Source organism: Thalassolituus sp. UBA2009 (assembly GCF_002335285.1).
Classification (GTDB): Bacteria; Pseudomonadota; Gammaproteobacteria; order Pseudomonadales; family Oceanobacteraceae; genus Venatoribacter; species Venatoribacter alkanivorans.
This window is the reverse complement of record NZ_DDCJ01000060.1, coordinates 1-15,485: the sequence shown is the minus strand read 5'-3', so window position 1 is coordinate 15,485 and position 15,485 is coordinate 1. Positions and strand designations below refer to the sequence as shown.

Sequence of the window (15,485 nt, the reverse complement as noted above, 5' to 3'; positions counted from 1 at the left end):
ATTCCTGCCCTGCGTATACAAGGATGGGCGGCAGCGTGTCTGGAGTACAAGCACCACCTGAACGATTTTCACTGCCGGAAAAGTACTGAAAATCACCGACGCAAAATAATATACAAACAACCAGTATATTTTACTGTTTTCGGAATCTGATGCGCGTTTACGCTCCGGCAGTAAAACGCGCATGCGCAGATTGACACCTTCAGTTCAGAAAGAATGGAAGAAAATCAATCACTTAAGATTCTGCGAAAAGTGATAACGCGCAAAGTGTAAAGAGCGCTTGAAGGTAAAAGCGCGCATGCGCGTTTATATCCTGACAAGAAAGAAAATAACGATGATTTTTACAGCCCTGACAGTGGTTTAGGCTGGGAATCTGAACAAGGGTTTAGGTGTGTTAATGAGCATGCTTACTAAGAAACTGTTAGCATTTATGAAAGGGATTTCGTATGAAGTATCAAGGTCAGTTATATTTTAAAGATGATGATGTTATTAATGTTGTCTCTTTTATTATTCGTGAAGATAAGAAATCATTGGCCTTTGACGTAATAGCCAGTTGGGGAGGATTAGGAAAATGGAGAAGGTCTGGCGTAGCTAGTCTTAAAAGTGGTATTTTCGAATCCGAAATAGAAAAATCTCTTCAAGTGGAAACAGGTCAGCAAGGTGTTCCGTGCAAGCTTCGATTTCTAATAGAAGACGAGTCGAAAGATTTTTTAACAATTTCTGGTTCTTGGTCAGAAGATGGTGAAAAATATGAATTTGAAGGTGACTTAGAACCCAAATGCTAACAAACCGCTGAAATTCGTTAGGCCACAAAAAACGTGGCCTTCACTAGGACTCGCTTCGCTCGCCCTCTAGCGGAGCGTTAGGCAAAGGCTGAATATGAACCAACACAAAGAGTATCTAATAAAAATATTTGAAGTTGGCGCGGCGAAATTTGGCATATGCTGCTTCATAATTGCGCTCATAACACCATCACTTGGAAAGCTTGGCGTATACGCAGCCTATGCAACATATCTCGCGGCATTAGCCTGCTTCTATTTTGCTACGTTTAAAATATGGTCATCAGAGCAAATTAAGAAATCTGAGGCGCTCACAGTTCAGATACTGGAGGCAAGCGGGCGATTCTCAAGTGGTAATGGGCACTCCTTCAACAAGGCAAGCTTAAAAGCAGAGCTCTGCATAATAAATAATCAATCCACTCCAGCCAGTCTAAGCGACCTTATTTTCACCGTAGAAGAAGATAAAAAATACAAGATCAAACTGCTAACCCCAGTGAAAGCGTTTAATAAAGTAGACTCCAGCCCAATACAGAACTCCGCTGTTCTCGCACCTAATTCATCTCTACTGGTCACTCTGCAAGGAGAACTCGAAGGGAGTTTCAGCAATGCAGAAGAGCAAGCAATGTTTTTAAGAGACCACAAGCACCTGAGCGGAACGCTTAAATACAAAACAACTACAACCACAGCAACAAATGTGCTTACCCAGCCAACTGATTTCGACTTAACATATGTCAGAGAGCGCTTTCAGGGGGAGTGGCAAAAGCACAACTTCAAAGAGGCTCTAGCCATACTATGTGCCTCAGATGCCTAACAAATGGTTCAAATCGCTCGCTCCGCTCGCTGGGACGGGCTAAAGCCCGCCCCTTAACCAAACGTTAAAAGGCACCCACGGAAATGAGTAAGTTCAAGCATCATAGTAACTTTCCAAAGGAGAAACATATACAAAGCTACCTCTTTCCAAACTTGTGCTTTGAATGCTGCAAGAGCTTTAAAAAACCGCAAGCGCCGGAATTAAGAAAGTGTCCTGAGTGCGGTGGGGTTCTAATTGAGGTGGGTCGAAAATTTTCTGCGCCCAAAGCCACTGATAAGGCTCAGTGGGAGAAAGTTAGATTTTTAGTGGAGCATGGTTTCCTGTTCCAATCAGTCTACGAACAAAGGGAAGATGGTGGCTTTTATCATGTCGCATACCCAGCGTCGCTCAAGGAGGCAAAAGAGTTTGTAGTAAAGTATAAGGAGCAGGCCGTTGACTCTACCTTTTAACAAGTCAATCAACTTCGCGCCTACGGCACCGGACGCAGCAAAGCTGCGCCGGTTATTGAAACGTTAGGCGAAAAGGAACATCATGAACTCAATCAATACCGGGCAGGTTTTTAGTCATGAATTAGATGGATGGTCTGTCTCTTGGGAGAGCGATGGCAATTATCGTCATTGGTGCCACCAAATAAAAAATCCAAACTGGAATTCTTTGTTAGTCGTAATGTTTAATCCTGGAAGCCTGAGTGGAGATGGATCAAACCTAAATAAAGATACAACTTTGAGAATTCTGAGAGAAGTTTGTGGTTCAGCAAATCTAAATCCTTATGTCATAAATCTTTTTGACTATGCCAGTCCGTCACCACAGAATCTATTCGATAACTGGCACTTAAGAGATTCAAGTAGCATTGTTTTTGACAAGCTGCCGTTGTCAATTTTCCAAAGCTATATATTGGCTTACGGAGATTATGAAAACTGGGGGCAACGTGATGCCGAAATAAAAGAAAGGCAGGCATTAGTCCTTAGTCACCTAGAATCACTAAATGAAATTTTATTGCCAAAAAACAATTCAGGCACGCCAAAACACCCCATGATTTGGCAAAGACAGAAGTTAAAACCAAGCATCAGCGCGTTGTTGCAAGCAGCGCCTAACAAGTCAAAGCACTCGGACGCAGAAAGCTGCGCCGGTGTTTGAGGCGTTAGCCGTAAACGGTACATTACGATGGACGACGTTATTGAAAAAATCTGGCAGAAATTCGCTAAACAAAACTTGACTAAAAGGGATGTGGCTTTAAGAAGAGGAACGAACTATAAAAAAGCCGCGCCTTGGGTAAATGGAGTAGCAAGCCCAGCATTGCCGACAACCATGCTTTCAAACGTTACTGTTTATGAAAGCTGGTTAAACCCACACAATATGGGAATAGCTAAAAATCTAATTGCTCACAAAAAAGACTTAACAGTTCGCGAGTTGCTTTATGAGATGTGTTATCAAATGAAAGAAGGGAATACTGAATACCCCTATGTTTGGTGGGTGTGGCCACACACGTCAAAAACGCGTGCTATTCATGAAGATTCTAATGGCGTGACCTTCGTCAAACTCGGGAATAAGTGGCAAATGGCATTTTCTATTCAGGCTATGGGCGCATTAGCGGGGGCGCAAGGAGCTTCAAGTTACGAAGAGTTACCAAGGAATGCATACTTTGTGTCGTGGGAAAATGAGGAAACAGCGCGTGCCCATATGTCATAAATCGGCTAACAAATACAGCTAGCAGGACAATGATCTTGCCCCGCTTTAACGGACACCAAATTTAAACCGACGAGGTGTCCAATGCCAAAAATAACTCAGCTAAGAAAGACTTTGATTTTGACCGACATAACCACCAAATCCGAATATCCATTACCCTAAAATAAAGTAATCTATGAAATTTTCTGAACCTGAAAAAGAAGCCCTGCTGGCGCTGAAGGGCGTTGGCCCGACCGTGATCAAACGCTTTGAGGAAATTGGTATCAGTTCGCTGGCTGAGCTGGCCACTTACAACGCAGAAGATATCGCCGAGAGAGTGGCTCAGATGCTGAGAACCACCTGCTGGAAAAACAGCCCACAAGCGAAAGCGGCAATTAATGCCGCGATTGAACGGGCCAAAGCCGGTTTATAAGCGGAAATTTATGCGATGAAACGTACAACACTGAATATTATTATTTTCCTGTTGGGAGCTACCACTGGCTTGTTCAGTGCCTGGGTTTGTTCCTATCGCGAAAGTCCGTCTGCAGCAGAACAACAGCCATTACTGAAAAATGTGATGCGCTATGCCAGCACGGAAATTGCCGCAGAGAATTACGCCTGTGAAGGCAGCCCGGTTACCACAGTGGGCGCTGTTATTGCCTCGCTGCTGGAAATGAATAATACAACCAGCAGAAACCGCCTGAGTTACGGTTGTTATAACGGGGTCTGTACGCTATCGGTTTCCGATTGCAAACCCTGGCAGAATCAGGAATGTTCCACCCGATTTTTAAAATTTGAGCGCGATAATCAGCAGCAGATTCTGCCAGACAGTTTCAGTTGCCTTGATATGCCCTGAACTCTCTTTGTTGTTAAAACTCTCTTTGTTGTTAAAACTTCCTCCGGATAATTATGATCAGACCCGCTGCCGGTATCCGTCTGGATACCACAACCTCCCCCACTACGCAGCCCCCACCCGGCGCAGGCAGCACACAGGCAGCCCGCAGTGATATCGACGCAATACTGACAGTCTGGCTGGATGCGTCCGTTAAAGCCCATGATTTTATTGAGTCATCATTCTGGCAGTCTCAGCTGGATAATATGCGAGATGTGTATTTACCCAACTCCGATGTCTGGGTATTTGAGCTGAATGCACAGGTTGTCGGTTTTTATGCTCTGCATAACAACACGCTGGCTGCCATCTTTGTTGCTCCGCAACAGCAGGGTCGGGGCATTGGTAAACAATTATTAAATCACGCCAAACAGCAGCGCAATGAGCTGCATCTTACGGTATATAAAGCCAACGAACCCAGCTGTCGTTTTTACCGGAGTCAGGGCTTTACACTGGTCCGGGAACAAGCCGACAGTCATACCGGACACACTGAATTACTGCTGCACTTTACGGCGTAGTCCGCCACACGTAAGCAAAGGAGATTACGATGAAGGATTCAAAGACATTCTGGGATAACAGTGCGCAGCACTATGCCAAAAGCCAGATTCAGGATGAAGCGGCCTACCGTAAGAAGCTGTAAATAACCCAGCAGTATCTGCAACCCGATTGGTCAGTGCTGGAATTTGGCTGTGGTACCGGCAGCACCGCGATGGTTCATGCGCCGTATGTTAAAGAGGTTCTGGCAACGGATATTTCTGACAATATGCTGGCCATCGCGGCACAGAAAGCCAATGACGCGGAGATCAATAATATCCGTTTTCAGCAGGGAACGCTGGAAAGTATTAATCCACCCGTCGCTAGCTTTGACGCCGTGCTGGGGCTGAATATCCTGCACCTGCTGGAAGATCCGGATTCCGCTATCAGCGCCAGTTATAAAGCGTTAAAACCGGGTGGCGTATTTATTACCAGCACGGCACTGGTGAAGGAAATGAATATCTTGTGGCGTATGCTGATTCCGGTTATGCAGGTGCTGAATCTGGCGCCCTTTGTACATCGTTTTAATAAAACGGAGTTAGTGGAAAAACTGAATCATGCAGGCTTCAGTATCGATCATCTCTGGCAACCGGCAGCACAGTCCGTTTTTATTGTTGCCAGAAAATAATCAGAGGTTTTCTCAGGCTTTTTTATCGTCCTGAATCCGGCTGTAACCCAGAATCCAGTAGCTCATCAGCCGGTAGGTAAAATAGCAGACAAAACCGGCAAAAATCGTATCACTTAAAAAGTGTCCGCCCTGTACAATACGCCCGGCGCTGACCACAATTCCCACGGCCATACCAGCCCAGAACCAGCTGCGGCGGCGGAAAACCCAGGCAAAAGCCATCAACCAGAATCCCATCGCCGCATGTCCGCTAACGAAAGATTTACATTTTTTTGCACACTGGTCAGAAATCACAAAGGCCGGAGTAAAACCACTGTGGCCGCCAAATTCCTGCACCTGCTTTGGCCGCGCGCGGTCAAAACCTTCTTTAAATACGGTATGCACCAGAATGCCGGGGCCCGCCAGCAACGACACCAGAATAAATACCCAGGCTTTGCGCTGCGCCTGCGCAATACCGCCTTTAACAAAGGTCAGCGCCACGGCAATCAGTAAAACCGGCACCAGCACATAGGGTACATAACGGAATAACGCATACACCGACTCGCTGATCGGATGGTTGGCCAGCGGCCAGTTACCCTGTTCTGCGTCGTAAAACCAGCGGCTGACGCTCAGATCAATCTGTGGAAACGCGATAAAAACTGCGGCCAGAAGAATAAATAAAATCCAATCGATGTGCTGTTTTGCAAAAGCCATGTGGGTTAAATCCGCGTTAAACATAAAGAGCGCAAGGATAACGGTTTTAATGCCAACAGCCCAGTGACCAGCTCCTGCCAGGCTTTCTTGCGCGCTCTTCCGGCGCCCTTCTGTTACTTGCGGCTCACCCTTCTCTTCTTATCTTGCTTTCTCAAATCCATAAATGTTACGTTATAACATGTGTTAATTATGATAACTCACGCAACCCAGTACGAGGATTCAATGAACACTCCTGCGACTTCCCCCACCCATTCAACTCCGGCGATGGCCGATACCCGCCTGCCGGTTACCGTGCTGTCTGGCTTTCTCGGTGCCGGTAAAACCACCCTGCTCAATCATATTCTGCATAACCGCGATAACCGTCGGGTGGCGGTGATTGTGAATGATATGAGCGAGGTGAATATCGATGCTGCATTCGTAAAAGACGAAGTTGAGCTGAAGCGTGGTGAAGAAAAACTGGTGGAGATGAGCAACGGCTGCATTTGCTGCACCCTGCGCGAAGACCTGTTAATTGAGGTACGCCAACTGGCGGAAGCCGGGCGCTTTGATTATCTGGTGATTGAATCCACCGGCATCGCCGAGCCTCTGCCGGTAGCTGAAACCTTTACCTTCGCCGATGAAGATGGCGTCAGCCTGTCGGATATTGCCCGCCTGGATACTATGGTCACGGTGGTCGATGCGGTAAATTTTCTGCAGGATTTTGACGCCGCCCGTTCATTGCAGGAAAGCGGTGAATCCTTGGGTGAGGACGACCAGCGCAGTGTCAGCGATCTGCTGATTGATCAGATTGAATTCTGCGACAAGCTGCTAATCAGCAAAACCGATCTGGTCAGCGCGGAGCAACTGCAGCGCCTGCAGGCCATTCTGCACAGTCTGAATCCACGCGCTGAACAGATCCCGATGGTTAAAGGCAATGCGCCGCTGGATAAAGTACTGGGCACCGGCAGTTTTGATTTTGATCAGGCCGCTCAGGCACCGGGCTGGCTGCAGGAACTACGCGGCGAGCATCATCCGGAAACAGAAGAATACGGTATCGGCAGTTTTGTTTACCGCGCGCGCAAACCCTTTCACCCGCAAAAATTCTGGGATTTTCTGCATCAGGACTGGCCAGATGGCAAGCTGCTGCGCTCCAAAGGCTATTTCTGGCTGGCCAGCCGCCCGCAATTTGCCGGTCAATGGAGTCAGGCTGGCGGTATCGCCCACCATGGTTTTGCCGGCATGTTCTGGAAAGCCGTACCCGATGAGCGCTGGCCACAGGATGAAGAATCCCTCGCCTATATCCGCGAAAAATGGGTGGAGCCTTTTGGCGATATGCGCCAGGAGCTGGTGTTTATCGGGCAAGGGCTGGACGCTGCTGAAGTCACAGCCCAGCTGGATGCCTGCCTGCTGAACGATAAAGAACTGCTGGCCGGGAAAGAGCTCTGGCAACAACTGCCCGACCCATTCCCAGCCTGGGAGTAACCCCGCTCACAACGGCTCAGGCTTACTGCATTTTATACGGAATAATCTGCTCAACCGTCATGCGGTAGGCCGAAGTCGCAACGTCATTTTTATTCACTTCCGTCAGCAGCGTGCCTTCAATCCAGAACGGATCGTAGATGGTTTCCAGCATTACCCCATCGCTGCTTTTGCCCAGAATCAGCTGATTCGGTGGTGGTGGCGGCAGATGAATACAGGCGCCGTAGTAAGGCACCAGAAAGAACTCGGTAACTACCTGCTGGTCATCAAACTCCAGCGGGACTATGTAGCCCGGAATACGGACTTTCTGGCCGTTAAATTCAGCGCGGATATTGGTTGATTGCAACGCCCGGTGCCAGTCAGTCTGCGGCTGATCCGGGTTTTTCACCGCTTCGCCCTGCCCCAGCGCGGCATCAATCTGATCTTCTTCTGAGCCATCGGCAATCGCCGCCAGCTCAGCCGGTGGATTCGACAGCGCCTTAAAATCCTCATCCGGCAGCAAATCGGCAAATTCAATTTCGCGATAGACCGGGTCTGCGGCCTGCGCGCTTGTCACAAACGCGGCGCTAACACACGCGGAGCTGCCGAGTACCAGCAGCCAGGAGCCAGCAGTCCGGCGACTGCCCGACAGCAGAGAACGAAAAACAGCCATCTCAGGGTTTCCTATTCTTAAGGTTATAATATAACATATCATTTCTTTGGCGCGCCGCACCTTGCCAAGCCAGGCAGCGCCAACGTTACTGACACAAGACGCAGACTATAAGGAATTCAGCATGAACCTACGAGCACAACCCCAGGTACGCTTCCGTCACCGCCATTTGCTTAAGCCGGTAACGACCACCGCCTTAACCACCTTGCTGGCCCTGACCCTGAGCGCCTGTGGTGGCGACAGCAGCAGTGACAGCAGTGATAACGATCATAACCATGATCACGCCGAAGGTGGTCGTTTGATTTACTCTCTGTCCGGCTCTGCTGACACCCTGAAAATGTTTGATCAGACAGTTGCAAGCGAGCAGTTCACCTCCACCACCGTAGCCACAGGTGCCGATGCTCAGCTGGTTCTGTCTAACGATGGTGTCACCCTCGCCATGCTGAATGGCAGTGATCTGAGCATTGTCAGTTCGGGTCTGGAGCATATGCACGGTAAAGATGCTCACGCTCATGCTGTTGCAACATTAACCGCAGCCCATATTGCCGATGTCGCTCAGGTCGTCGCCACAACGGATCATTTCTCTGTGCTGAAAAATGATGGCAGCGGCCTGCTGCTGGAAGCCGCCGATGGCGAAGTCGTTAGCGGGCTGAATTTACCCAATAACCTTGTCTATCCGGCTCTGGCTTTACAGGGCGGTCAGTTCATGACCTTTACGGCTAACGCTGTAACCCCGGCCAATACCGACATCACCGTGGTTAATGCTGACGGCACAACCGGTAGTGATGGTCTGATTTGGGTACGCCCGCACGAAGGTGGGTACTTTGCAGAATCCATGACCTGCGCCGATGGCGTAGAACAAACTGCTCAGACTGAAAACTTCACACTAATTTTATGCGGTGATGGCACCTTGCGCTGGCTGATCAGCGGCTATGTAACCATTGACGGCCATCCGCAAGGCGCCGGTGAAACCCTCCATGTCACCCAGCGCTACCCTGCCACCGAAACCCGCCGTGAAGGTGCTGTCGGTGAAGTCACAACAGGCAGTACCGGCTTTATCGAAAACATTACCGGGTTAACCAAAACGAACCATGAACACAGTGTTATTGCTGTCTGGTCTGCCGATCAGCTGTGGCTGGTCAATGCGCACAACGATCATCCACACCGTGGCGATTTAGTGTCCGTTACCGGTGAAAACTTCGGTGACATTATCGCGGTGACAACAACAACCGAAGACGATGCCATCGCTCTTCTGAGTAACAGCGGCAAGCTGGCCGTGAGCCGCTTTGATGTCGATGAGAGCAGTAATCCGGTAGCCAGCGGAGAAACTGCACGGGAGCAACTGGGAGCCGCTGCAGCAATCTGGAACACAGCTAATGCTCAGCTGCTGGCCGGTGCTTTTGAGTTTCTGGTTGTAAACAGTGCAACAGGCACACTGTACGAAGTCGATACCCATAGTGCTGAAGACGATTATCACCTGCACTCAACGACTGCCAACAGCAACCTGAACAATGCCTTCAGCGCTGTATTCGCTCATGCAGCAGAGGAAGAGCACGCGGATGATGATCACGATCATTAATTACTCTGCGTAACCCCTGCTCAGATAACCCGGGCCAGCATCTGCTGGCCCTTACGTTTCAGGTTCTTTTTTATGCCTCGTCTGCTTCTCGTTATTACAAGTCTTACCTCCGCTTGCCTGTCCGTTGAGGCACTCGCTCATTCCGCCGAACTTGATACCGTCGTTGTCAGCAGTGCCGGACAGAATTCAATCTATGATGTTGCCCAACCTGCGACCGTTCTTAATAAGGACGCGATCAACGACAACCCGGGTGACACCCTCGGTACATTACTCGACAGCACGCCAGGTATTGCCAACGCCTCGTTTGGGCCCGGCGTTGGCAGGCCGGTTATTCGCGGTATGAGCGGCAGCCGGGTAAAAATCCTGCAGAATGGCAGTGACAGTGCCGACTTATCCGCCATGAGCTCCGACCACTCACCCATGGCAGAAGCCAGCTCCGCAGAACAGATTGAAGTGATCTACGGTCCGGCCACCCTGATGTACGGTGGTGGCGCCATTGGCGGCGTGGTTAACCTGATCGACCGCCGCATCCATGAACAACCAGGCTCAGGCCTGAGCGGCGGACTGAATATTAAAGGCAGCAGTAACGACAGCGGTTACAGCACTGATGGCTTAATGGATACAAGCCGTGGCAACTGGACACTGCACCTCGACGGTTTTCAACGCAGTGCCGCTGATTACCATAGCGGCGAGCGCGGCAATATACCCGCCGCCAGTAACAGTGGCCGCATTGCCAACAGCGACAGCGAAGGCTCAGGCGGTGCTGTTGCCCTGAGCTGGGCCGACGGTAAACGGGGCTTTATCGGTGGCAGCATCAGCACTCTGGAATATGACTACGGTGTGCCCAATACCGATGGCGAGGCTTTCCGGGTTAAGCCCACACAAGTCCGTTACGATCTGAAAGGTGCCTGGCGTCCTGACCCGTCCGGCGCTTTCAGCTGGCTGGATGAATGGCGCACCGAGCTGTCATTCAACGATTATAAACACGCAGAAACCGGGGCCCGGAATGATATTCCCGGTGCTGCCACTGTGGATATCGGCCTGTTTGAGCAGGAAAGCCGGGAGCTGCAAAGCCGTATCCGCCATGCGGCATTCGGCCAGTGGCAGGGAACCTTTGGTCTGCAGATGAAATATCAGAAACTGGCCTTATGCCATAATCACAGCGGCTGCAGCGGCATCCCTTCGTTTGCGGCAACCGCCTGGGACGGAGCAACCGGCTTCAACCTGTTAAACCGTGAACGTGGCGGCTTTCTGCATTCCCACTCAACGCCAATGCCCCTGAACGAAACCACGCAAACCGGTGTGTTTCTGGTTGAACAACGAGATTGGGCACAGGGTACGCTGGAACTTGGGGCACGCCTTGATTCTGTCAGTATCAGCTCAGACCCGGACCCGATTGACCCCAACTATCGCCAGCAACGCAGCTACTACAACGACAAAAATTTCAATCCGGCGACATTGTCGGCAGGAGGCACCTGGGTGCTGGATGAGCAACAGCGTCTGGGACTGAATCTGGCACGGGTACAACGCGCACCGGACGCCGCCGAGCTGTTCTGGAATGGTGATCATCATGCAACCTTCTCGTTCCAGCTCGATAATCCCGACCTGAGCGTGGAAACCGCCTGGACAGTGGATATTAACTGGCTGCGTGAAAGCGAACATGACCGCGTAAAAATCGCCCTGTTCCACTACCGTTTCCAGGATTACATCTACAACGAGCTGAAAGATTTTACCGACCCCTTCCACGATAATAATGTGTATCGTCATGAGCAGGACGATGCCCGTTTTCTCGGTGCGGAGTTCAGCTGGCAGCACAACATTAACGAACTCTGGCATCTGGATATCAATGCCGATGTGGTTCAGGCGCGTCTGCGTAACGGTGATCATCTGCCACGTACGCCACCGGCCAGTGCCCTGTTTGCCATCAACCGGGAAAGCGGGCATCTGCTGATGCGTCTGGAAGGACAGGCAACAGCCAGCCAGAAGCGCACCGCCGCCAACGAAGACCCCAGCGACGGCCATACGCTGCTGAACGCCAGCCTCAGTTACCGCCAATTGTTAGCGCACAGCGAATTGCTCTGGCGCCTCGCCGCCAGTAACCTGACCGACCAATACGCCGTTAACCATGTGTCCTACCTGAAACATGCGGCCCCGCTTGCCGGGCGCAATATTCAGCTGGGGCTGAACTGGAGCTTCTGATCAACATGCACAACCCCGGTCTTTCTGCAGATCAATCAGCAGCCACACAGCCGGTGCTGGAAATCCGCCATCTGCTGCACGCCTGGCCGGATGCCCAATCCGGACAGGCGGAAACGCTGCTGGATATCCGCCATTTTCAATTACAGGCCGGCGAGCGCTGTTTTCTGCATGGCCCGTCGGGCAGCGGTAAATCGACTCTGCTGAATATTATTGCCGGCCTGTGTCAGCCCAGTACCGGCGAGGTATGGCTGGCCGGTAAATCGCTGTGGCAACTGAGCGCACGCCAGCGCGACCACCTGCGTGCCAGCAAAACCGGAGTGATCAGCCAGACTTTTAACCTGCTGCCCTACCTGACGGTGAGCGAAAACCTGCAGCTGATGCAGAATTTTGCCGGGCAACACAATGACCGCGACTGGCAGAGCTATCTGCTGCAACAGCTGAACCTCAGCGCTCAGACAAATCAGACCGTGGCGCGGCTGAGCGTTGGCCAGCAGCAGCGTGCCGCCATTGCCCGCGCGCTGGTGCACCGCCCGGCACTGATCATCGCCGACGAACCGACCTCGGCACTGGATAGTGCAAACAAAGATGCCTTTATGCGCCTGCTGCTGCAGGAGTGTTCCGCCAGCGGCGCCAGCCTGTTACTGGTCAGCCACGACCTCAGCCTGCAGCCGCATTTTGACCGGGTGCTGGATATCGCCAGCTGCAAGCCCGGTTACCGCGCCACGCCGGAATCAGATAAGGAGCCACTGCCATGCTGATGCGTCTGGCCGTTAAAAGTCTGCTGCAGCGTAAACTGGCGGTCGCGCTGATTGTGCTGGCCATGAGCCTGAGTCTCGCCACCCTGTTACTGACGCGCAGCTTAAGCAGCGAGTTACGCAGCAGTTTCAGCAACAGCATCAGCGGCACCGACCTGATTGTGGCCGCCCGCAGCCATCCGCTGCAGGTGTTGCTGTATTCGGTATTCCGCATGGGCACGCCGACTCAGGCGATGTCGGCAGAGCGCTGGCATGAAATCGGACAACGGCCGCAAACCGCCTGGACCTTTCCCATCGTGCTCGGCGACTCCCATCAGGGCTATGCGGTGATCGGCACCAACGACGATTACTTCCGCCACTTCCGTTATGGCCGCCAGCAGGCGCTGCAATTAAGCAGCGCCCTGCCGGCGATCAATCTGCAGCAACCGCACTTTGCCGCACCGCTGCAGGTGTTTATTGGTGCCACCGTGGCACGCGAGCGTGGCTATCAAACCGGCGATCATCTGCACCTCAGCCATGGCAGCCACGGCCACAGCTTTATGCAACACAAAGAGGTGGATTTTGTGGTTGCCGGTATCCTGCAGCTAACCGGCACGCCGGTTGACCGCTCGCTGCACGTGCATCTGCAGACACTGGAAGCGCTGCACGATCTGCAACAGGCCGAGCGTCTGGCAAAGGCCGGCTGGCAGGATCTGCCTGAGGCTGATACGATCTCGGCCCTCTTTGTTGGGCTGACCTCACGGCCGCTGTTATTTCAGCTGCAGAACGTTTTAAACCAGCCCCATCAGGAACCGCTAACCGCGGTGATTCCCGGCGTTGCCCTGAGCGAATTCTGGCAATTACTGGGCAATGCCGAACAACTGCTGCAGGCACTGAGCCTGCTGATGTTAATCACCAGCCTGCTCGGCTCGGTGGCCATGCTGCAGGTCACCGTGGCCGGACGGCGTCAGGAAATTGCCCTGCTGCGCATTATCGGCGCCCGCCCGCTGTACCTCTTTGTGCTGCTGGAAACCGAGGTATTACTGCTGACGCTGCTCAGCTGGTTGCTGGCCCTGAGCATGGCCGCGGCGACTCAGTGGCTGGCCCAGCCGCTACTGGCCGAACATTACGGCCTGTTGATTGAACCACTGCTCAACCTGCAGGACGTCTGGCTCTACGCTGCGCTCAGCCTGAGCCTGGCACTGCTCGCCGGCCTGTTACCGGCGCTGTCGGCCTACCGTTTGTCGTTAACCACTCAACATTAAACTGCTCACATTAAACCGCGAGCATTAAAACCGGCAGCATCAGCATACTGGCCACTTCAGAGTGGTCAGTAAAGACAAGTGACTGACCGGCGCGAACCGGCAGCGCATCATCCAGGCTCCTACACTGAGGAATCAGCACAGGAGCTTATAATGACAATCAAACTTCCTTTCCCTGCTTTGCGCTTACGCAAACCCCGTGGCCAGCAATGCCTCAACGCCGGACTGCTGCTCAACGCCGGACTGCTGCTCAGCGCCGGTCTGTTACTGAGCGCCTGCGGTCAGTCCGATAACCAGATCAGCATCAGCAGCGACGAACGCGCAGCTACCGCCACCACCATTGCGACCAACCGCAAGGTAGCAGAGCAACTGAACCTGAATGATCAGCAGGATTTTAACGATGCCCGCCGTGGCCTGATTGCCAGCCCGGAAAACCTGCAGGTTACTTCGCTGGCCGACCCTGCAACAAAGGTCTGGGATATGCCCGCCTACGGTTTTGTACAGGGTGATGCGCCCGACAGCGTCAACCCCAGCCTGTGGCGTCAGGCGCAGCTGAATAATATTCATGGTTTATTTGAAGTAACGCCGGGCATTTATCAGCTGCGTGGCTTCGATTTATCCAACATGACGCTGATTAAAGGTGACAGCGGCTGGATTGTGATCGACCCGATCACCGCTAAAGAAACTGCACGCACCGCCTTTGGCTTCGCCATGCAACAACTGGCAGAACGTTACCCGGGCACACAGAATATCAGCGCCATTTTATTTACCCACAGCCATATCGACCATTTTGGTGGCGTGCTCGGCATTATCAGCCAGCAGGAAATTGAGCAGGGTAATATTCCGGTGATTGCACCGGCCGGATTTATGGAAGAGGCCACCAGCGAAAATATTATTGCCGGTACCGCCATGAGTCGCCGTGCGGTTTATATGTACGGTAAAAATCTGGCCCGCGATGAATTCGGCCATGTGGATTCCGGCCTGGGTAAAGGCCCGGCCTTTGGTGAATTCAGTATTATTGAACCCAATCAGCTGGTCAGTGAAACCCCGACCGAGCTGACCATTGACGGTATTCAGTTTCAGTTCCAGTACACCCCGGAATCCGAAGCACCGGCTGAGTTCACCTTTTATTTACCACAATATAAAGCCTTCTGCGGTGGCGAAGTGGTATCGCGTAACATGCACAACCTCTATACCCTGCGTGGTGCCAAGGTACGCGATGCACTGAAATGGAGTGCCTATATTGAAGAAGCACGTAACCTGTTTGCCGATGCCGATATTTATTTTGCCAGCCATCACTGGCCGATGTGGGGCAAAGAGCGTATTCAGACCTTCCTGAAACAACAGCGCGATACCTATAAATTTATTCACGACCAGACCGTACGCCGTATGAACCAGGGCATGACACCGGGTGAAATTGCTGAAGATCTGGCCCTGCCCGATTCCCTCGCCCAGGCCTTTTCCAGCCGGGGTTATTACGGCACGGTAAAACACAATGCACGCGCTGTTTATCAGGGCTATTTAGGCTGGTACGACGCCAACCCGGCCCACCTTGATACACTGCCCGATCCGCAACGTGCCGCCGGTTATGTTGATCTCGCCGGAGGCGCC

The 15,485-nt window shown here is 51.9% G+C and carries 18 protein-coding genes; 15 read left to right on the top strand and 3 right to left on the bottom strand.

Annotated elements, in window-relative coordinates; translation table 11 throughout:
• A partial coding sequence (locus tag B3P58_RS06865) for a hypothetical protein (protein ID WP_286716598.1) occupies positions 1-183 on the bottom strand: 183 nt, incomplete at its 3' end.
• 260 nt (positions 184-443) lie between these two features.
• Here B3P58_RS06865 and B3P58_RS06860 point away from each other — a divergent pair.
• From B3P58_RS06860 to B3P58_RS06820, 9 genes are all read left to right on the top strand, one after another.
• Positions 444-782 (top strand): hypothetical protein, encoded by a 339-nt coding sequence (locus B3P58_RS06860; RefSeq protein ID WP_230330786.1) that lies wholly within the window; start codon positions 444-446, stop codon positions 780-782.
• A 94-nt stretch (positions 783-876) separates the two neighbouring features.
• A complete protein-coding gene (locus B3P58_RS06855) occupies positions 877-1,587 on the top strand; it encodes a hypothetical protein (protein ID WP_230330787.1) in 711 nt (236 codons plus the stop codon).
• A gap of 83 nt (positions 1,588-1,670) precedes the next feature.
• Positions 1,671-2,036: a hypothetical protein gene (locus B3P58_RS06850; protein ID WP_225693365.1), complete on the top strand. Its 366-nt coding sequence runs from the start codon at positions 1,671-1,673 to the stop codon at positions 2,034-2,036.
• Positions 2,037-2,118: 82 nt separating this feature from the next.
• Positions 2,119-2,724: a DUF1643 domain-containing protein gene (locus B3P58_RS06845; RefSeq protein WP_230330788.1), complete on the top strand. Its 606-nt coding sequence runs from the start codon at positions 2,119-2,121 to the stop codon at positions 2,722-2,724.
• Between the two features lie 27 nt (positions 2,725-2,751).
• A complete protein-coding gene (locus B3P58_RS06840) occupies positions 2,752-3,276 on the top strand; it encodes a hypothetical protein (protein ID WP_230330789.1) in 525 nt (174 codons plus the stop codon).
• A gap of 172 nt (positions 3,277-3,448) precedes the next feature.
• Positions 3,449-3,685, top strand: coding sequence for a helix-hairpin-helix domain-containing protein (locus tag B3P58_RS06835; protein WP_230330790.1), 237 nt, complete (start codon positions 3,449-3,451; stop codon positions 3,683-3,685).
• 15 nt (positions 3,686-3,700) lie between these two features.
• A complete protein-coding gene (locus B3P58_RS06830) occupies positions 3,701-4,108 on the top strand; it encodes a hypothetical protein (RefSeq protein WP_230330791.1) in 408 nt (135 codons plus the stop codon).
• 53 nt (positions 4,109-4,161) lie between these two features.
• Positions 4,162-4,659 (top strand): N-acetyltransferase, encoded by a 498-nt coding sequence (locus B3P58_RS06825; protein WP_286716595.1) that lies wholly within the window; start codon positions 4,162-4,164, stop codon positions 4,657-4,659.
• Between the two features lie 122 nt (positions 4,660-4,781).
• A complete protein-coding gene (locus tag B3P58_RS06820) occupies positions 4,782-5,303 on the top strand; it encodes a class I SAM-dependent methyltransferase (protein WP_349676574.1) in 522 nt (173 codons plus the stop codon).
• A gap of 12 nt (positions 5,304-5,315) precedes the next feature.
• Here B3P58_RS06820 and B3P58_RS06815 read toward each other — a convergent pair whose 3' ends face one another.
• Positions 5,316-5,993, bottom strand: coding sequence for a phosphatase PAP2 family protein (locus B3P58_RS06815; RefSeq protein ID WP_286716593.1), 678 nt, complete (start codon positions 5,991-5,993; stop codon positions 5,316-5,318).
• A gap of 264 nt (positions 5,994-6,257) precedes the next feature.
• Between B3P58_RS06815 and zigA the strand changes: the two genes are divergently transcribed.
• A complete protein-coding gene (gene zigA / locus B3P58_RS06810) occupies positions 6,258-7,454 on the top strand; it encodes a zinc metallochaperone GTPase ZigA (protein WP_286716599.1) in 1,197 nt (398 codons plus the stop codon).
• A 22-nt stretch (positions 7,455-7,476) separates the two neighbouring features.
• Here zigA and B3P58_RS06805 read toward each other — a convergent pair whose 3' ends face one another.
• On the bottom strand, positions 7,477-8,103 hold the full coding sequence (locus tag B3P58_RS06805; RefSeq protein WP_286716592.1) for a DUF3299 domain-containing protein: 627 nt from the start codon (positions 8,101-8,103) through the stop codon (positions 7,477-7,479).
• 121 nt (positions 8,104-8,224) lie between these two features.
• On the opposite strand from B3P58_RS06805, the gene B3P58_RS06800 reads away from it, so the two are divergent.
• The 5 genes from B3P58_RS06800 to B3P58_RS06780 all read left to right on the top strand — a co-directional run.
• Positions 8,225-9,679, top strand: coding sequence for a hypothetical protein (locus B3P58_RS06800; RefSeq protein WP_286716591.1), 1,455 nt, complete (start codon positions 8,225-8,227; stop codon positions 9,677-9,679).
• 72 nt (positions 9,680-9,751) lie between these two features.
• Positions 9,752-11,878 (top strand): TonB-dependent receptor, encoded by a 2,127-nt coding sequence (locus B3P58_RS06795; RefSeq protein ID WP_286716590.1) that lies wholly within the window; start codon positions 9,752-9,754, stop codon positions 11,876-11,878.
• A 5-nt stretch (positions 11,879-11,883) separates the two neighbouring features.
• Positions 11,884-12,636, top strand: a complete 753-nt coding sequence (locus tag B3P58_RS06790) for an ABC transporter ATP-binding protein (protein ID WP_286716589.1) — start codon at positions 11,884-11,886, stop codon at positions 12,634-12,636.
• Entirely contained in the window at positions 12,630-13,877 is a 1,248-nt protein-coding gene (locus tag B3P58_RS06785; protein ID WP_286716588.1) for an FtsX-like permease family protein, read from the top strand. The genes B3P58_RS06790 and B3P58_RS06785 overlap by 7 nt, the downstream gene beginning before the upstream one ends.
• Positions 13,878-14,027: 150 nt before the next feature.
• A partial coding sequence (locus tag B3P58_RS06780) for an alkyl/aryl-sulfatase (protein ID WP_286716586.1) occupies positions 14,028-15,485 on the top strand: 1,458 nt, incomplete at its 3' end.